Source organism: Brevibacterium linens ATCC 9172 (assembly GCF_900169165.1).
Classification (GTDB): Bacteria; Actinomycetota; Actinomycetes; order Actinomycetales; family Brevibacteriaceae; genus Brevibacterium; species Brevibacterium linens.
Window position 1 is genome coordinate 33,460 of the sequence record NZ_FXYY01000023.1, and the last position, 18,659, is coordinate 52,118.

Here is an 18,659-nt window from a genome sequence, read left to right on the forward strand (position 1 = left end):
ACATTCTCCGTGTCATCCCCGGTTGTTACGATCACGATATGTCGACCGAAGCCCGGAACTCAGCCCCAGCCACGGCGGTCGAGGTCCGCGGTGCCCGCGTGCACAACCTGCAGGGCATCGACATCGACGTGCCTCTGAACACCCTCGTCGCCATCGCCGGGGTCTCCGGGTCGGGCAAGTCTTCGCTGGCCATGGGCGTCCTCTACGCCGAAGGCTCTCGGCGCTATATCGAAGCGCTGTCGACCTACACTCGTCGCCGCATGGCTCAAGCCGCCCGCGCCGATGTCGACACCGTCCGCCATATCCCCGCCGCTCTCGCTCTGCGGCAACGCCCCGGAGTCCCCGGCGTGCGCTCGACGTTCGGCACGTCGACCGAGCTGCTCAACGTCGTCCGCCTGATGTTCTCCCGCTTGGCTTCCCACCTCTGCCCGAACGGACACCGGCAGGAGCCGACGCTCAACGTCGCTGCCGAAGAACCCTTCGACTGCCCCGAATGCGGTGAGACCGTCCAAGCCCCCGGCGCCGAGGAGCTGGCCTTCAATTCCGGTGGCGCCTGCCCCCGCTGCGAGGGCATCGGCACGATCCGAGAGGTCGACGATGCCTCCCTCATCCGCGACCCGGACATGTCGATCGACGACGGCACCGTCATCCCCTGGCAGATGTTCGGCTTCAACGTCCAACCGCAGATCGCCCGCGAATTCGGCGTCCGCACCGACATGCCCTGGCGTGACCTGGAGGACTGGGAACATGACATCGTCTTCACCGGTCCCGAAGAGAAGAAGCACATCACGGTCACTTCGAAGAAGGGACTGCACGATCTCGACTTCACTTTCCGCAACGCCCGCCTGACGGTGACCGAAGAGCTCAAACGCGCCGACAACGAGAAACGCTTCGCCCGCGTCAGCCGGTTCCTCTCCGAACGGGTCTGCCCCGACTGCCACGGCACTCGCCTCTCCCAGACCGCCCGGGCACCTCGCATCGGTGAACTCGGCCTCGCCGAGGCGACCGCGATGACACTCGACGAACTCGTCGACTGGGCGGCAGATGTGCCCGACGGACTCCCGACTCCGATGCAGCCGATGGCCCGTGCCCTGGTGGACACACTGCTCGGCATGGCCCGCCGTCTGCTCGATCTCGGCCTCGGGTATCTCGGACTCGACCGGGCCGGGTCCTCCCTGTCGACCGGTGAACGCCAGAGAGTCCAGCTCTCCCGCGCGGTTCGCAATGAGACCACCGGGGTCCTCTACGTCCTCGACGAACCCTCGATCGGGCTCCACCCCTCGAATATCAAGGGACTGCAGGGCGTGATCACCGACCTCCTCGACGAGGGCAACTCCGTGGTTATGGTCGACCACGACCCGCTCGTCCTCCGCGAAGCCGACCATCTCATCGAGATCGGCCCCGGGTCCGGCCGCGACGGCGGCACGGTCGTGGCCACCGGCACCGTCGCCGGCCTCGACAGCCACCGCGAATCTCGCATCGGCCCCTACCTCACCGGACGCGCCGAAACCCTCGTGCGCACTCCCACGGCCGCCTCGGCGACCTTCGAACACGGTCGGATCCGGCTGCGTACCGCACCGATCCACACGGTCCATACCCTCGACGCGGAGATCCCCAGGCAGCGGCTGACCGTCGTCACTGGTGTGTCCGGATCAGGCAAGACCACCCTTGTCCTCGACAGCCTCGTTCCCGCGCTCAAGGCCGCGGACGACCGTTCGCGACCCGATCATGTGCGTGAGATCGACGCCGAGGGGATCGATCGGGTCAACGTCGTCGACGCCACCCCGATCGGCATCAATGTCCGATCGACCGTGGCGACCTATTCTGGCGTCCTCGACGACCTCCGGCGTACGTACGCGCGACTCGATTCGGCGAAGAATGCGGGACTCAAAGCCGGAGACTTCTCCTACAACACGGGTACGCTGCGCTGCCCGAAATGCGAGGGAACCGGCGAGATCACGCTCGACGTCCAGTTCCTCCCCGATGTCGACATCCCCTGCCCCGACTGCGAAGGGCGACGGTTCAGTCCCGATGCGGATGAGCACTGTCGTGCCTCGGATGCCGACGGCCGGCCGCTGTCACTGCCGGATCTGTTGGCGATGACCGTCGCCGAGGCGCTGCCCCACCTCGGCGACATACGCAAGGTCCATGCCCGGCTGCGGGCCCTGCAGGATGTGGGGCTCGGGTACCTCACCCTCCACGAGGCGACCCCGGCACTGTCCGGCGGTGAGGCCCAACGGCTCAAGCTCGCCACCGAACTCGGGAAGTCGCAGCAGCACACGCTCTTCGTCTTCGACGAACCGACCGTCGGGCTGCACCCCGAGGATGTCCGTGTGCTCGTCGGCGTCTTCCAGCAGCTGCTCGATCAGGGTGGAACGGTCCTCGTCATCGAACACGACCTCGACATGATCGCCAACGCCGACTGGATCATCGACCTCGGCCCCGGCGGCGGTCACGACGGCGGTCGGATCGTGGCGACGGGAACTCCGGGGCAGGTCGCGGACGCCGCACACAGCGTGACCGGTGAGTACCTCAGAGCCCACCTGCAACCTGACTCCGCCGAATAGAGCATCGCCACCAGGCCACCGCTGAGGGAACCCTCCGACGTCGGGTTCGGCCCCGCGTCCACGTCGCGGGGAGAATCCCGGTCAGGCTCCGCCGGCGGCAGCGCCCACGCACAGGACGAGCCCGACGAGCGAGGCAACCGCCATGCCGATCATCGCTGCGGCCATGACCCACAGACGCGCTCTGCCCGGCCGAACGGTGAACCGGGCGATGAGCAGGACGAGGTAGAACACCACGGCGATGACGAGCGTGGTGATCGCTGTGGGTACCGCCGGACCGCCGGAGAAAATGATCACTGCGAGCACGCCGACGATGACGACGAGGAAGATCCCACCGGCCACGATCCAGATGGTGCCCGACGAACTGCGCAGCGAAGGCTGATCACTGATGCGCCGCGACTCGATCGGTTCGCGTGAACTGTTGTCCATGTCCCCGAATGTACCGAGCGAGACGGGGCGCGGCTAGGGGGTGCGGTGCCTCAGCTCGGCTCCTGCTCCGCTTCCTTCGCCACCTTGTTGAAGGCCTGATATTCCCTGATGACCTCGAGGGCCGGGCCGTCGGCACGCAGTTCGCCCTTCTCGATCCACAGGGCACGATTGCAGGTGTCCTTGATCGAGCGCATCGAATGCGAAACGAGGAAGACGGTGCCGGCGTTCTCGCGGATGGAGCGGATGCGGCCTTCGGAACGGTCCCGGAACTTCTTGTCGCCGACGTTGAGGGCCTCGTCGACGATGAGGATCTCGTGCTGGACCGAGGTCGCAATGGCGAACTTCAGCCGCTGGGACATGCCCGAGGAGTACGTGCGCATCGGCAGGTCGATGAAATCCTCGAGACCGGTGAACGCGACGATGTCATCGAACTTCTCGTCGATCTCGGGACGGGTGAGCCCCAGGGCCAGGGACCCGAGAATGATGTTGCGGGCACCGGAGAGGTCCGGGATCAGAGCGGCACCGACGCCGAGGAGGTTCGGCCGTGACTTCGCAAAGATCGCTCCCTCGGAGGTCGGGGTCAGCCCGGTGATCGAGCGCATGAGCGTCGACTTACCGGAACCGTTGCTGCCGATGATGCCGATGGACTCGTTGCGGTGGGCCACGAAGCTCACGCCCTTCAGCGCGTGGACCTCCCGGAGGCCGCGCTGACGTTTGAGCATGCCTCCGCCGCCGCCGAGCTTGAGCTTCTTGCCGGTGGCCAAGGTCTTGTAGCGGACGTGAACGTTGTCGCAGATGACGACGGGGTCGTTGGACTGAGTGGCCTCGGCGACGTTTCCGGAATCGTGCTCGGTGTTCTCACTCATCGCGACCGTACCTTTCCTCGGCCTGCCAGAAGAAGATGAAGCCGAAGATGAAAATGCCGAAGGCCCAGATGGCCAGGTGCCAGAAGTAGTCGTAGGGGACGACGCCGTCCTTCATGAGGATGCCGCGGGCGATCGAGAGCACGTTGTTGATCGGCTGCCAATCGGCGAAGGGCTGCAGGGCCGGGTTGATCTTCTCGACCATGACCTTGAGGTCGAAGAAGACACCTGAGGTGTAGAAGATCATGCGGGAGATGAACGGGGTGACCTGCGACAGGTCCCGGAAGTGGACCGTTGCGCGGGCGAAGATGAACGCCACACCCTGGTTGAAGACCCAGAACAGGAACACCAGCGGGATGAAGAGGAACCAGTCCCAATCAGGCCTGGCACCGAAGATGATGACGATGAGCGCCATGAAGATGAGCGTGGGAATGAAGTCGAGCAGGTTCTGGAACACCTTGGCAATCGGCAGAACTATGCGCGGGAACGGCAGAGATTGCACGAGCGACGCGTTCGAGATGATCGACTTCGCACCGCCATTCATCGAGCTGTTGAAGAACTCGAGGACGAAGACGCCGATGATGACGAAGGGGGCGAAATCGTCGGGCCGGGCGGTGGCGCCCCGCATGATGAAGCCGAAGACCGTGCCGTAGATCAGCGCCGAGAACGACGGACGCAGCAACACCCAGGCCATGCCGAGGCGGTTGCGCTCGTTCTCGGACTGCATCCGATACTTCGCAAGCGTGTACGTGAAGTCGCTTCGGCTGAGAAGCTGTTTGACGTACTGGGGCAGAGACGGCCGTCCACCCACTCTCTCGAGTCCGTGCTCGGCAGCAAGCCTGGCCATATCCATGAACAGAAAATTCTCTCGTCGGCGACTGGGGATAGAACAGGAAGAGTCTACGGGATGAGACTAGCGCAGACTCACAGTCGGCTGTGAGCCTTGAAGTCGAAGTCGGGGTCGGCGATCTGGGCCCTCGTCGGAATGTGATTACCGCCGAGTACCCGTCGGGCGGCCGCCTGCATCGGCGGCCAGTTGAACGTCTCGACACCGATGAGCGACGACTCCGGGTCGGGTCCGTCGAAGTGGAAGACCTGGAACTTCGCTCCACTGGGGTCATATCGGATGATCGTGTCGTCGGCGTCGGGGCTCGTCAGGCCCGCCGTGAACACCTTCTCCGGGCCTTGGAAGCTCCAGTGCCAGGGCACCTCCGACCAGATCTTCGCCGCCGTGTCTGCCGGGTTGTCGGCGGGAGCGTCCTCGCTGGTGCCTGAGGGCTCGTCGGCGATGGTGGTGAGGTATTCGGCGAGGAACTTCCCATGGCTTTCGGCCACCGGTTCGCAGGCCCACGGATGGTCGAGAGCGTAGGGTCCGGCGGTGACGATCGCGCAGTCTCCGGCGGCGAAGATGCCGGGATGGGATGTTGCCAAGCTCTCATTCACCTCCCATGCCTCGGCGGGGCGATCGCCGTCGATGGGAATGAGGCGGGGCCGGGCTCCGACACTGGTGATGAACAGATCGTGAATATTTGCGTCGATGTCGTCCGGGCTCGACGTGTGGGTGACGAATTCGACGCCTGCGGCCTTGTGCGCTTCGAACAGCGCCTGCCTGACCGGCGCGGACAGCTGTTTGCGCAGCGGTTCGCCTCCGCGCAGATAGACCGTGGCCCGGTGCCCGGCCGCGACCGCCGAGGTGGCGACCTCCATTCCGAGATAGCCGGAGCCGAGGACTCCGACGTTGAGCGGCTGTGTGGCCTCTTCGACCCGAGCGAGGATCCATTCGGCGTCGCCGAAGTCGTAGACCGGCAGCGCATCCGGGTAGGCGGGAACCTCCGGGCGGTTCGCTTCCATCCCGGTGGCGAGGATGCAGTGGGTGAAGTCGATGGACTCCCCCGAGGCCAAGTGGACGGTCCCCACGGTGGCGTGATGGTCGGCCAACGGGTGGGGGTGCCGCTGGGTCTCAGCGGTGTAGCGGGAGTCCGCGGCCGCCTCGGCGAGGGTGATCTCCTCTGCCCGGTCACGGACGAAGGTGATGTGCTCGGTCGATTCGAGGTGGTAGGGCAGGTGGTGGCGGGAACCGTCGAAGAGGTGCTTCGACAGCGGCGGCCGCTCACACGTCCCGCCGGCCCGGGGGTCGATGACGGTGACGGCCTGACCGCGCGTGTTCAGCTCCCGCGCCGCAGTCGTGCCGGCCAAACCTGCACCGATGATGACGATCCGCTTGCTCATGTCTCCCATGCTAGTGCTCGGGTCGGGCATTCGCTGACCGAGGGATGGTTGGGCGATCGGCGGATGGTGACGGGGCGCGCGGTCGCGGACGGTTGGGTGGTGCCCGGGGAGAATTGTGATCTCCCCGGGCACCTCACCGCGTCGCTCCCATTGCCGATGGTCGGCACGGTCACCGTGTGGCGAGCGCAACCAGTTGGCCCGCGCGAGCGGTCAGTTGTAGAGCATGCCGCCGTCGACCAGCAGGGTCTGACCGGTGACGTAGTCGGCGTTGTCGGAGGCGAAGAAGGACACGACTCCGGCAACGTCTTCCGGGGTCTCGATACGCCCCAGGGCTATGCCTTCGACATTGTCCTTGAGGTTCTCGCCCTTGGCTTTGCCGTTGAGCTTGCCCATCTCCTCGTCGATGGTGTCCCACATGCCGGTGCCGACGATGCCGGGTGCCCAGGAGTTGACGGTGATGTTGCGTGGAGCCAGTTCCTGGGCGGCCACCTGGGTGATGCCGCGCACGGCGAACTTTGTCGCCGAGTAGGCGCCGAGAATCGGGAAGCCCTTGATGCCGGCGATCGAACCAGCGGAGATGATCTTGCCCTTGTCCTTGCCCAGCTCCTCGAACTTCGCCGAGGCGGCCTGGATGCCGTAGATCACGGAGTAGACGTTGATGCTGAAGATCTTCTCGAGGTTCTCTGTCGTGATCTTGTCGACCGGCTCAACCTGCACGATGCCGGCGTTGTTGGCGATGACGTCGAAGCTGCCGAGCTGTTCGGCCGTGGCGTCGACTGCGGCGAACACTTCATCGCGCTTGGAGACATCGGCCGCGACCCAGATTGCTCTGCGACCGAGATCCTCGATCTCCTTGACCACCGCGCGAGCCTTCTCCTCTTGGAACCCGAGGTCGGCAACTGCGACGTCGAATCCATCTGCTGCCAGTTTGAGCGCAATGGCACGACCGATTCCCTGGCCGGCTCCTGTGACGAGGGCTGCTTTGTTGTCAGCCATGGTCTGTCACTTCCTCCCTAATCGTTGACAGCTCAATAGTAACGCCGCTTCACGCGGTTGAACCCGTGTCGGCAAGTGAGATGCGAGACAGCACAGGAGCGGGTCTGCACAGCAGAGGTGCATCGCTGCAAACAGGCGGACGACGAGGCCGAGCCCGGGCGTGGCCGAGCCGTGGTTTCAGGCGAAGATGCAGGCGGATGGGACGCCCGGGCCGACGACATGGCGCCCGGGGAGAAACGGGATCTCCCCGGGCGCCTCGTCGTCCTGGGCGGCCTCAGGCTCAGAGTTCCGTGGTCTTAGTGCCGCCGGCGGGACGGTCGCCGGCGATCTTCGACTTGACCATGCGGAACAGGCCCGATGCCTTTCCGCCGGGCAGACCCCAGTGCTGGGCGGAGTGCGTGATGACCTTGACGAGCCCGAGATTCGGGTCCCGGCGGTCATCGAACCACGCCTTGGCAGAATCCGACCACAGATCATCGACCTTGGCCTCGTCGTCGACGAACTCGACGCGTCCGGCCACCGACAGCCAGTTGCCCGCCTCGGCGAGGTTGATATTGACTTCGGGGTTCGCTCTCAGCGCCTTCGCCTGGTCGCCGTCGAGGGCGAGGAAGAACCAGACGTCGGCGTCGTCGGTGACCTCCTGAGGTGCCATCGGGTGGGCGAGGATCTTGCCGTCGGCGAGCGTGGTCGAGAGCATGACGGAATCACCCCCGCGCAGGATCTTGACGACATCGGCCTGATCGAGCTCATCCGTCGCCGCCTCGCCTGCGGGCTTCTGCCCGTCGCCGGCGTCCGAGACTTGGCCGGCTTCCGTGTCGTCAGTGGCGGTGGCTGACGCGTTGCCGGCGGTGGTGCTGCCGGCGGAGGTGGCGGCAGCTGCCGTGCTCGCGGCGCCGCCTTCCGCAGTGCTGCCGACCGCATTGCCCATCCCCGGCACGCTGTCGATGTCATCAGGTTCGGACGTGGTGCCGACCGCCGCACCCATACCCGGAGCGACGGAGGCACCGGAGGATCCGGACCTCTCGGTTCCTGAATTCTCGGTTCCGGGGCTGTCACTTCCGGGGCTCGGGGTCGCCTCGGCGGCTTTCGATTCGTCGATCGCCGTGTGCGAGCCATCGGGATTGCGATGCAGTGTCACGCCTTCTTCCTCGGCGGCATTCTGGGCACGTGCCTCAACGTTCTGCTCGGTGTAGCCGACTGCGGCGTGGGATTCCATGTCCGAGGTCCCGGCCATCGGCTCTGCCGTCTCGTCCAGTTTCGCCGCGACGTCACGGGCCTTCTTCTCGGCCGGTGACTCGTCACTCTTGTCTCTGTTGTTCATGACCATTTCCCTTCGCAGACGGTTCCTGGCACTGCAGTCGCTGACGCGGGCGCCGGTCCCCTCGCTCGGGCCGTGGCCCGTACTGCGGGCCGTGGTCGACAGGCGCATCAGTGACTGGACGATCATTCTCACACGGCTCTCCGCTCGGCAACAGCCCCCTTGGAATCGAACCCGAGACGCCCGACGTCCGGAACTGCTCGGACAGGGCACACGCGGGTGGCCACAGGCGCGAGCGTGGTCGCGAGGCGGCGCGGCTTCGGAAGCCTCGGGCAGGTGCGGCGCCGCGTGCGGGTGCGGACCTCTCGGGCAGGTGCGAGCACTGGGTCTGCGTGCCTACACTGAAGTCATGGATGAAGAAACGACCGTCACCGTCAACGACATCCCCGAAGGGGCCGCCATCATCGACGTCCGTGAGAACGACGAGTGGGAGGCTGGGCACATCGAAGGCGCGATCCACGTGCCGCTGGGTGAACTGCCGGGCCGCCTCGACGACCTTCCTCTCGACGACGACATGTACGTCGTCTGCCGCACCGGCGGACGCTCGAACCGAGCGGTCGCCTGGCTCAACCAGAATGGCTTCGATGCCTTCAATGTCGACGGCGGCATGGGGTCATGGAACCTCGACAACGGCAAGCCGATCGTCTCCGAGACCGGCGAAGAGCCCTGGGTGAAGTGAGCAGAAAGCCACCTACAGTCGGCCAGCCAGCAGTCAGCGGATTGATCCCACCATCCGCGAGAGTCGCTCCCATCGTCGCGAGGTCGACCGGAGGAGCCGCAAGACCGAGTCCCCTTGCCCCGTTTCCACGATGGGTCTACCGTCGAGACCACGGATCACTTCCATACCTCTTGTGATCCCCATCCCTCCGTCGAACGCGGTGAGCGTGTTCAACTCCGAAAGGAGCCGAAGTCATGAGTGACGAGAAGATGAACCTCCCGGAGAACGCAGCAGAACAGCAGACCGAAGACGAGCAGGAGATCGAGAGCTCAACCGTCGGAGTCGGCCCCGATACGGATGCCGAAGGCAGTTCCCAGACTCCTGAAGACAGGCTCGAGCGCATCGCCGCCGAGCACGATGTTCCGATCGATCGGGACCCTGAGGAAGCCCAGGCCAAAGCCGAAGGGGCCTCCTCCCCCGACAAGGACCGGGATATCAGCGGTGGAGACACGAAGGAAGAGGACGACGACTCCGTGGAGCCGCCGGACTGAGTCTGCGGCAGCGCGGGCTCGGTCATGGAATTCCGATCCGTCATGCCTGCAGAGTCCACGATGCAAGAACTCCGTGGACACAACTGTGACAGGTGGCCCGGATTTGGCAAGGTAGAAGAATGACAACACGCGCCGGCCAGTTGGCCCAGGACAAGGATCTCGTCGACGTCCCTGCCCTTCTCGATTCGTATCACGACTTGGTTCCCGACCCCTCGGTGCCTTCGCAAGCAGTGAGCTTCGGGACCTCGGGCCACCGCGGTTCGAGCTTCAAGCGGTCCTTCAACGAGGCGCACATCGCGGCCATCACCGCCGCCATCGTCGACTTCCGCCGAGACAAAGGAATTCGCGGACCGATCTTCCTCGGCCGTGACACTCACGCACTGAGTGAGCCCGCATTCCTCACCGTCCTCGAGGTGCTCGCCGCCGCCGAGGTTCCTGCGCTCATCGACGAACGTGACGGCTTCACCCCGACCCCTGCCGTCTCCCACGCGATCCTCGGCTTCAACGCCGGGAAGTCACGCGAGGACGCGCAGGCCGACGGCATCATCGTCACTCCCAGCCACAACCCCCCTGCCGACGGCGGCATCAAATACAATCCGCCGCACGGCGGACCGGCCGGCACCGAGACGACGAAATGGATCGCCGAACGCGCGAACCAGTACCTGACCGACGGTTGGGAGAAGATTCCGCGCACCGTCTTCCAGCGGGCGTTCCACCTGGAGAACACCGAGAACTTCGACTACGTCTCGAATTACGTCGACGACCTCGAGTCGGTCATCGACCTCGATGTCATCCGCTCCTCCGGGCTGAAGATCGGCGCCGACCCGCTCGGCGGAGCCAGCGTCGACTATTGGGCGGCGATCGCCGAGGACTACGACCTCAACCTCGACGTCGTCCACCCGGACATCGACCCCACCTGGTCATTCATGACTCTGGACTGGGACGAGAACATCCGCATGGACTGCTCCTCGCCTTATGCGATGGCCGGTCTCATCGCCTCCCGCGCCGACTACGACATCGCCACGGGCAATGATGCCGACGCCGACCGTCACGGCATCGTCACCCCCGACGCCGGCCTGATGAACCCCAACCACTATCTGGCCGCGGCCATCGACTACCTGCTCGACTCCCGCACCGACTGGCCGACCGGCGCCGCGATCGGCAAGACGCTGGTCACCTCGTCGATCGTCGACCGCATCGTCGCGGCCCACAACCGCACCCTGTTCGAAGTCCCCGTCGGCTTCAAATGGTTCGTCCCCGGCCTGCTCGACTCGACTCTGGCTTTCGGAGGCGAAGAATCGGCCGGCGCATCGTTCCTGCGTCGCGACGGCAGGGTGTGGTCGACGGACAAGGACGGCATCATCCTCGCCCTCCTCGCGGCCGAGATGACTGCGAAGACCGGACAGACTCCCTCGCAGCGTTATGCGGGACTGGCCGCGAATCACGGCACCAGCTCCTACGCCCGCCAGGATGCCCCGGCGACACGCACACAGAAGGAACGACTGGGGTCACTCGATGCCTCTCAGGTGGGCGCGAAGACCGTCGGCGGTGAACCCGTGAAGGCGGTGCTCACCTCGGCGCCGGGCAACAACGCCCCGATCGGCGGACTCAAGGTCACCATGGACAACGCATGGTTCGCCGTGCGGCCGTCGGGCACCGAAGACGTCTACAAGATCTACGCCGAGTCCCTGCGCGACGAGGACCACCTGCGCCAGGTCCAGCACGACGCCCGAACTCTCGTCGACGGGGTGCTGGAGTAAGGACCGCGCGTTGCTGCGGAAGTCCGCTCAGGCGGCGAGTCCCGCAGCGTCGCCTCTGAACGCCTGCTTCCGCGGGCTCGAAGTGTGGGCGTAGGGATCTGATTCGCTGCACCCACACTTCGAACACGCAGATGCGGGAGAGCAGATTCGTGCGCGCGGGATTCCGTGTGTGGGCAAGTGCGCGGGAGCGAGCACGGATGCGGGAGCGCGGACGCAGGTGCGCGGCTTCGTGTGGGCAGGTGCGGGTCACGATCGCGTATCGCTGCTCAAGCAGAAGTGTTGCACAAACGCGAGCCACCAGCCGGATGGCCGCGCCGGCCACCACCGATCCGGGCCTGCGAGCTGCGCCGGCCGCAGCGTCCGCACAGAGCGCTGACCACAAGGTTCATCTGCACGACTTCTTGTCTTCACCGGTCGAGCACTCACCATGTAACAACGACCGCCGCACAGCTGCAACGTTCCTGTGTTCCGGCCGTAATCGGCTCCAAGTCGGCTTTCAGTCTCTGTTGCCGCGGCCTCATATTCGATCGCAATACTGTTCTGCGTCAGATGACATGCCGCCCCGAAATGACCTCGCAGAGGCGCCAGAACAGCAGAAGGGATCGACACAATGACGTCCACCATTCGCAACCGCACAGCAGCCATCGGAATCGCCACCGTCGCCGGACTCGCCGGCCTCGGGCTCACAGCAGGACCGGCCATGGCCGCCGACGCGTCTCTGGCCGACTCATCCAGCCAGTCCACTGACTCCGATGTCGGCACGCAGTCCGTGTACTATCCGACCGATCCGGTCACCTACGCCGACGAGCTCGTCCGAGCCTGGGGACAAGGCGATACTGACCGAGTGGAGGCCTTCGCTTCATCCCAGGTCGCCGCGAAGCTCAAGGCCCACGGCGACGACGAAGCCACCCACTGGAACCGCGTCGGCGCAGAGGGCGCTGCCGGCACTACCTACGTCGACTACGAGAACACCGTCACCGGCGAGAAGATGTGGCTTGGGATGCCCACCGAAGCCGTCGTCGATCCTGACGACGAGTGGGGCACTCCCAACGCGGTGCACAAGGTCAACTTCGAAGGCTGAAGCTCCGGCCCTCGAGCCGCAGATACATGGAACCGCAGATGCATCGAGCTCCGCACCAGGAATTTCCTGGTGCGGGGCTCGGTGCGTGACCCAGCGACGCTGGGCGTCGGCGTCTGCGGCTGCGGTGGGCCGCCTCGGCGAGGGACGCCCGGGGACGAGCTGCCTCGGCGAGGTTCTAGAGGTGAGCCTCCGGGGCGTTCTGCACGTAGTCGGCCACGGTGTCGTTCTTGAACGCGTCCTGGACCTTCTTCAGCTCCTGCTCGTCGACGTTGACGATCGACTGACCGTCCGGGGAGGTGCCGACGCCGGCCACGGGGGCGGTGAAGAACTCGATGTCACCGGGGCGGACGTCGCGCATATTGAACGCGGTCGAGGAGATGTACTTCGCGTCCAGGCCCGAGTCGACGTACATGTACGGCGCGAAGTTCTTGACCATGTCCTGGATCTTCTTCGGGTTCGACAGGGTGTCGGCCGAGATCATCTCGTTCGTCAGCCCGCGGATGAACGCCTGCTGATTGCGCGCACGCTGGAAGTCGCCGTCCTGGAACTGCTTGCGCTCGCGCACGAAGGTCAGCGCCTCATCGCCGTTGAGGACGTTCTCGCCCTTGGTGAACGTGTAGCCGTTCTTCTCGAACGCCTGCTCGGAATTCACGGTCACCCCGCCGAGGCTGTCGGTCAGAGCCTTGAATCCCTCGAAATCGATGATCGCCACGTGATCGAGGTCGCTGCCGATGAAGTCCGAGACCGTCGACACGGCCAGCGGCAGACCGCCGTAGGACAGGGCCGCGTTGATCTTCGCCTTGCCGTGGCCCTCGATGTCGACGTAGGTGTCCCGCGGGATCGACATGATCTGGACGTTGCCGCCGGACTCGGGCAGATGCATGACCATGATCGTGTCCGAGCGCAGCCCGCGAGAATCGTTGACGTCGACATTGCCCATCGGCTCATCCGAGCCCAACAGCAGGATGTTCGTGCCGTCGCCTTCCTTGCCGCCGGCGCTGTCCTTGCCGAAGACCTGCTCATCGCTGAGCTGGTTCGCGTTCTCGTCGAACGACCGGCCGACGCTCCAGACGTAGAGTCCGATGCCGAGCACGCCGAGGATGACGATGATCAGCAGGGCGACGAGGACCTTGCGCCACACGCGCTTCTTCTTGCGTGGGCGCTGCTGTTCCTCATTCTGGTGGTCGAAGAGATCGTCGAAAGTGGTGTTATCCGTCATCGGCACTCCGGGGTTTGAGCTGTCGGCGCCGGGCGCCGGGGTCACTGGGCAATCCCGCCCATTGTATAGCGACCGAGGTGACCCAATTCTCAGCCGCGCGGCGCACCCCGCGCGTAAGCGCGCGGGCGAACGGCAGGGCAGGGCCGCCTCGGCGAGGTGTTCTGCCTTGTCAGACGTTGTGATATTCGGTTCCGACCGGGATGACCGGGACCGATATCCGTTCGTGACCCACGGATGATCCCGGCGCCGAGGTGAGGCGACTCACCAGCAATTGCGCGGGCTCGGCATGGTCGGCCGGGTCAGGGCTGGATAGACTTTCCTGGTGTTCAATAACTATCGGGAGATTCTGTCGCTTCCCGGTGCTCTCAAGTTCTCCTTGGCCGGTCTCGTCGCCCGGATGCCCATCGCGGTGCTGGGGCTGGGCATCGTCCTCTTCATCCAGGGCGTGACCGGGTCATACGGCATGGCGGGCATCGTCTCCGCCGTGTACATGATCGTCCAGGCACTTGCCGGCCCCGGGATCGCTCGCCTCGTCGACCGCCTCGGCCAGGCGAAGGTCATGGTGCCCATCGTCATCACCCACCTCATCGCGTTGGCCCTGCTCATCGTCTCCGCGTACGAGGACTGGTGGACGGGATTCGTCTTCGTCTTCGCCGGCATCGGCGGCGCCACCGTCGGCTCCGTCGGTTCGCTGGTGCGTTCGCGCTGGTCGCATATCGTCGACACCCCGAAGAAGCTGCAGACCGCGTTTTCGTGGGAATCGGTCGCCGATGAGCTGATGTTCGTCTCCGGGCCGGTGCTGGCCACGGTGCTCGCGACCGCCGTATGGCCGCCGGCCGGAATCATCCTCTCGATGATCACCGTCGGCGTCGGATCACTGCTGCTCTACATCCAGAAGTCGACCGAACCCCCGCCGGTGGAGCGGACCACCGACGCGAAGGGCCACGTGTTCTCGAACCCGGGCATCTTCGCGATCATCGTCGTCAACATCTTCCTCGGCGTGAACTTCGGCGCCATCGATGTCATCGCCGTCGCCTTCGCCGACGAGCTCGGTGTGAAGTCCTCGGCCGGTGTCCTGTTGTCATGCCTGGCACTGGGATCCCTGATCTCCGGGGCGCTGTACGGGGCCAGGAACTGGAATTCGCCGGTGCACCACCGCTTCGGCGTCGCCGTGTCCTGCCTGGCGGTAGGGGCAAGCATGATGCTGCTGGCCGATTCGATGGTCACCTACGGCCTGATCCTCATCGTCGTTGGATCCGCGATCGCTCCGAGTCTCATCGGAGCGAACTCGGTCATCGAGCAGCTCGCTCCCCCGCGCAGGCTCACCGAGGCGTTCGCCTGGCTGGGCACCTCGCTGGGCTTCGGCGTCGCCTTCGGATCCGCGGTCGCCGGCAACATCATCGACGCCTTCGATGCGAAGACCGCGATGCTCCTGCCCGCCGGCTGCGCCGTGCTGGGGGCGATCATCGCGCTGTCGCTGCTGAAGCTTTTGAACCCGTCGCGGTCGAGCCACGAGGCGCGGCTGGAGAAGGACCGCCGGCGCGAGAAGGTTGTGGAGGCGTAAGACGGCGGCGGTTGTCGCGGTGGGGCGACGCGGTTGTTGCGGCGAGGGCGGCGTGGTTGTTGCGGCGGGCCGACGCGGCGGTTGCAGTGAGGGCGACGGGTGGTGTGGGTTTGGTCGCCGGCACGCACCCTACCGCGCAGAATTCCCCGGTAGATAAACGTAGATTTCCGACGAGGATTTCTACAGAAACCTCCCTCAGAATTCGGGCCGCACCGAGACCAGCTTTGGGCAGCGTCGAGATCACCCGCTGCCTCAGCGTCCCTCACCGTTAGCGCTACGCCCTCCCGCTATTCCTATACCGCACGGTTACTTGCACATCCCTCACCTTTGGCGCGAAAACATCCCGTTGCAACAGTGTGTTTTGATGTTTGCGTCGAGGGGCGAGAAAGCTCGGCACCCATCCCGCCTCGAAGCTCGCTCACTGCACTGCTCCGCCACCCCGCGATCGGTCCCGCCTGCGAACGAAACTGCGAGCCACCTCGGCGATGTCAAAGATCATTGACATAAACATGTCAAGCATGTTTTACTTTTAGATGTAAAGAGAAGTTGACATCAAGGAACGGCATGGAAGTTCAGACCTCGGACCTCAAACAGGTTCGCAAGGCTGCGGGGCTGACGCAGGCACAGTTGGCTCAGCTCACCGGGGTGTCGCGGCAGACGATCATCGCGACCGAGCGCGGCGACTACGCCCCCAGCGTGTATCTGGCGCTGCGCATCAGCCGAGCCTTGGACTCGACAGTAGAAGAGATCTTCTCGCTCCAGGAGGAATCGCCATGAACAGTGTCAGTGACAGGAAGAACCGTCCCAACGCTTTTGCCGATCGAATCGCCGGTTTCGACGACCCCTCGATGGGCGATGAACGCGAACGGGACATCATCCTGCGGGCCTATACGTTCGGTGCCGTGGTCTCCACCTACGTGTTCTTCGCGCTTGCGCTCGTCTTCGCCGTACTCGGCGCGGGAATGTGGAGTGTGTTGATCGTCCTCGGATCCATCGTGACCAGCGGTGTCATCTCGGGGTATTGCAAGCGCGAGAATGTGGACTTCTCCATGGCTATGGCCCGTGTTTCGCCGAGGCGGCTGATCGTCGGCAACATCGTCGGAGCGGTGTTCGCGATCGTGTGGGTCGGTGCGATCGTCTTCCACATGAGTGAGGGCTATCCGCTCATCGATGTCGAAATGGGCAATCAAACGATGCCAGGTGCTCCCCCCAGCACCTATTCCATCGCGATCGGCGCAGCGTTCGGCTTCATCATCGCGCTGACCCTCATGACGATCTCCCGAGTGCGCAAAATCAAGCAGGCCCGCGCCGAGGCGGCCGCCGCGGCCTACATTGAGGACGAGGACTGAGTCATTGCACTAAACTGGAGAGCGAAAGCCCCGGAATGATCCCTGGTCTGAAAAATCGACCACATCACGGGGGCTATTGCAGTCCCAGTGCTGAGTGTCCACCAAGATGATGGGATCCGAGATATCTAAGCCCAGTCCTTCTTCGCGGATGTCTCGCCGACTCCGGCGTTGAAGACGTTGTGCGGGTCGAGTTCTTTGAAGTGCGCTTCCATCTTCGGCGGCACGGGGTAGAGCCTGCCGTAATTGTGTTCGGCGGGAACGGCCGCACCCCGGGCCTCGAGCAGCTCGGTCATCTGCTTCTTCAGCGCCACCGGGTCAACGCCCTTCTTCGCCACGTGGTCCTGGTGGAGGACGTGGCAGAAGAAGTGCCCGTAGTAGGAGCTGATGTGCAGCTGGTCGGCGATCTCGTCGGGCAGCACCTCGAGCCAGTCCTCATCGTCGCGGCGCAGCGCCACGTCGAAGGTGATCATGTCCGAGGAGTCCTCACGGTTGAGGTTGAAGTACCGGGTCGCAGCACTCGCGGCACCGAAGCGGTGCAACATCGCGGACTGAGCTTCATCGGCGCTGCACACGAAATAGTCACCGTGGTGGGCCGCCTCGGCGAAGAAGTCGTCGAGGAACGCACCCATCCGGTTCTTCTCCTCGGCACTGACGACGAGGAGAAGATGATGCTCGAAGCGGTCGCGGTACTCGAGCATCCGCGTGGGCAGCTGCTGCGGGAGCAGGCCGAACGCGTTCTGCGCGATCGTGTCGGCGACGGTCTCGCCGAAGAACGGCAGCTTCGCGAACACGCCGTTGGCCCAGTTCTTCAGCGCGAACAGCTTGATCTGCTCGCGGCTGCCGGCGTGCTTGATCGAGACGAATGTGTCCTTGCCGTACTTCTCGGCGAGGTCGAATGAGGGGCGGCCCATGTATTCGCCCGAGATCGGCAACGGCATCTCCGAGGTCAGTATCGCCCGTCGCAGGTCTTCGAGCTCGGCGGGGGAATTCGTACCGACGTAGAACGTCGTCGCTCCCTCTTCCTTCGGGAAGGTGCGGGTGCGCACGGCGAAGACCATGAGCTTGCCGGCCGAACCGGAGGCCTCGTACAAGTAGTCGGAGTTCGCGTTGAACCGGGCCGGCGAGTCGACGATCTTGCGGACTCGCTCCCCGTATTCGGTCTCCGTCGTGTCCTCCGGGGCGGGCGTGACCCCCGCAGGGTCCCAGTCTCCGCGCTGGAGTTTGTCGAGGATGTGGGCGGGGTCGTCGCCGAGCTCCACGCCGAGGTGGTTGACGAGCTCGAGTCGCCCCTCCTCGTTGACGCGGGCGAAGATCGCGTGCTTCGTGAACGCCGGGCCCTTGCGGATCTGGGAGCCGCCGGAGTTGTTGGCGATGCCGCCGATGACGGAGGCGCCGATCGACGATGAGCCGATGACCGAGTGGGGTTCGCGGTGGAACGGGGCGAGCGCCTCGTCGAGTTCGTACAAGGTCGACCCGGCCAGGCAGATCGCTTCGCGGGCGTCGTTGATGAGATAGATCTCGTTGATCCGCAGGGTGGAGATGATGACGATCGGACGATCGTAGTCCTGCGCACCGGGGCCGGAGCCGCCGGTCAGGCCGGTGTTGGCCGACTGCGGAATGACGATGAGGTCATTGTCGACGCAGACCTGCAGTGCCCGCCACATGTCGACAAGGCTGCCCGGTCGCAGCACGGCCAGCACATTGCCGCCGCCGAAGCGGTTGCCCTTGGCGTACGGTGCGGTCGCTCGCGCGGAGGTGAGGACGTGGCGCGGGCCCATGATGTCGATGAACGCGTTGACGGCTGGGGACTGGTGATTTGTCTTGCCGGGCATATGGTCGATCCCTATCGGTAGGCGACGGTTGTTCTCATGGTAGCTGTCTGGGTTCGCACTCCGCATCCCCTCTCAGAACTACCTGACGGCGGCCCAGCAACCTGGCGCCAGGTTGCTGGGCTGTGCTGTCTCACTACCTTGCTTACAACCTGTCTCAACACATTGCTGACACCATGTCTCATGACGTTGCTGACACCATGAAGCACACTTCGGGTCATGCCCGAACCTCTTTCACTGGCCACCCGC

The 18,659-nt window shown here is 64.7% G+C and carries 16 protein-coding genes; 8 read left to right on the top strand and 8 right to left on the bottom strand.

Annotated elements, in window-relative coordinates:
- Positions 1-38: 38 nt before the first annotated feature.
- Positions 39-2,567, top strand: a complete 2,529-nt coding sequence (locus tag BLIN9172_RS14495; protein WP_101555664.1) for an excinuclease ABC subunit UvrA — start codon at positions 39-41, stop codon at positions 2,565-2,567.
- Between the two features lie 81 nt (positions 2,568-2,648).
- Here BLIN9172_RS14495 and BLIN9172_RS14500 read toward each other — a convergent pair whose 3' ends face one another.
- The 6 genes from BLIN9172_RS14500 to BLIN9172_RS18765 all read right to left on the bottom strand — a co-directional run bounded on the left by BLIN9172_RS14500 (position 2,649) and on the right by BLIN9172_RS18765 (position 8,402).
- Positions 2,649-2,993 (bottom strand): hypothetical protein, encoded by a 345-nt coding sequence (locus BLIN9172_RS14500; RefSeq protein ID WP_101555665.1) that lies wholly within the window; start codon positions 2,991-2,993, stop codon positions 2,649-2,651.
- A 50-nt stretch (positions 2,994-3,043) separates the two neighbouring features.
- The gene (locus BLIN9172_RS14505) at positions 3,044-3,859 is read right to left on the bottom strand and encodes an ABC transporter ATP-binding protein (protein ID WP_101555666.1); all 816 of its coding nucleotides are present in this window, start codon (positions 3,857-3,859) and stop codon (positions 3,044-3,046) included.
- Entirely contained in the window at positions 3,852-4,709 is an 858-nt protein-coding gene (locus tag BLIN9172_RS14510) for an ABC transporter permease (protein ID WP_101555667.1), read from the bottom strand. The genes BLIN9172_RS14505 and BLIN9172_RS14510 overlap by 8 nt, the downstream gene beginning before the upstream one ends.
- 71 nt (positions 4,710-4,780) lie before the next feature.
- A complete protein-coding gene (locus BLIN9172_RS14515; protein WP_101555679.1) occupies positions 4,781-6,085 on the bottom strand; it encodes an FAD-dependent oxidoreductase in 1,305 nt (434 codons plus the stop codon).
- Between the two features lie 210 nt (positions 6,086-6,295).
- Positions 6,296-7,081, bottom strand: a complete 786-nt coding sequence (locus tag BLIN9172_RS14520) for an acetoin reductase (protein ID WP_101555668.1) — start codon at positions 7,079-7,081, stop codon at positions 6,296-6,298.
- A 280-nt stretch (positions 7,082-7,361) separates the two neighbouring features.
- Positions 7,362-8,402, bottom strand: a complete 1,041-nt coding sequence (locus BLIN9172_RS18765; RefSeq protein ID WP_308297973.1) for a pyridoxamine 5'-phosphate oxidase family protein — start codon at positions 8,400-8,402, stop codon at positions 7,362-7,364.
- A 346-nt stretch (positions 8,403-8,748) separates the two neighbouring features.
- On the opposite strand from BLIN9172_RS18765, the gene BLIN9172_RS14530 reads away from it, so the two are divergent.
- The 4 genes from BLIN9172_RS14530 to BLIN9172_RS14545 all read left to right on the top strand — a co-directional run bounded on the left by BLIN9172_RS14530 (position 8,749) and on the right by BLIN9172_RS14545 (position 12,449).
- Positions 8,749-9,078, top strand: a complete 330-nt coding sequence (locus tag BLIN9172_RS14530) for a rhodanese-like domain-containing protein (protein ID WP_101555669.1) — start codon at positions 8,749-8,751, stop codon at positions 9,076-9,078.
- 233 nt (positions 9,079-9,311) lie between these two features.
- Positions 9,312-9,608 carry a hypothetical protein gene (locus tag BLIN9172_RS14535; protein ID WP_101555670.1) on the top strand — a complete coding sequence of 99 codons (297 nt, stop codon included), beginning with the start codon at positions 9,312-9,314 and terminating at the stop codon, positions 9,606-9,608.
- A 119-nt stretch (positions 9,609-9,727) separates the two neighbouring features.
- Positions 9,728-11,368, top strand: a complete 1,641-nt coding sequence (gene pgm / locus BLIN9172_RS14540) for a phosphoglucomutase (alpha-D-glucose-1,6-bisphosphate-dependent) (protein ID WP_101555671.1) — start codon at positions 9,728-9,730, stop codon at positions 11,366-11,368.
- 610 nt (positions 11,369-11,978) lie between these two features.
- Positions 11,979-12,449 (top strand): hypothetical protein, encoded by a 471-nt coding sequence (locus BLIN9172_RS14545; RefSeq protein ID WP_101555672.1) that lies wholly within the window; start codon positions 11,979-11,981, stop codon positions 12,447-12,449.
- A gap of 175 nt (positions 12,450-12,624) precedes the next feature.
- Here BLIN9172_RS14545 and BLIN9172_RS14550 read toward each other — a convergent pair whose 3' ends face one another.
- On the bottom strand, positions 12,625-13,668 hold the full coding sequence (locus tag BLIN9172_RS14550) for an LCP family protein (RefSeq protein ID WP_101555673.1): 1,044 nt from the start codon (positions 13,666-13,668) through the stop codon (positions 12,625-12,627).
- A 322-nt stretch (positions 13,669-13,990) separates the two neighbouring features.
- Between BLIN9172_RS14550 and BLIN9172_RS14555 the strand changes: the two genes are divergently transcribed.
- The 3 genes from BLIN9172_RS14555 to BLIN9172_RS14565 all read left to right on the top strand — a co-directional run bounded on the left by BLIN9172_RS14555 (position 13,991) and on the right by BLIN9172_RS14565 (position 16,581).
- The gene (locus BLIN9172_RS14555; RefSeq protein WP_101555674.1) at positions 13,991-15,232 is read left to right on the top strand and encodes an MFS transporter; all 1,242 of its coding nucleotides are present in this window, start codon (positions 13,991-13,993) and stop codon (positions 15,230-15,232) included.
- Between the two features lie 564 nt (positions 15,233-15,796).
- Positions 15,797-16,009: a helix-turn-helix transcriptional regulator gene (locus tag BLIN9172_RS14560; RefSeq protein ID WP_101555675.1), complete on the top strand. Its 213-nt coding sequence runs from the start codon at positions 15,797-15,799 to the stop codon at positions 16,007-16,009.
- Entirely contained in the window at positions 16,006-16,581 is a 576-nt protein-coding gene (locus BLIN9172_RS14565; protein WP_101555676.1) for a hypothetical protein, read from the top strand. Before BLIN9172_RS14560 ends, BLIN9172_RS14565 begins: the two co-directional genes overlap by 4 nt.
- 125 nt (positions 16,582-16,706) lie before the next feature.
- On the opposite strand, the gene dld is transcribed toward BLIN9172_RS14565, so the two are convergent.
- Positions 16,707-18,413 (bottom strand): D-lactate dehydrogenase, encoded by a 1,707-nt coding sequence (gene dld / locus BLIN9172_RS14570; protein WP_101555677.1) that lies wholly within the window; start codon positions 18,411-18,413, stop codon positions 16,707-16,709.
- Positions 18,414-18,659: the final 246 nt, after the last annotated feature.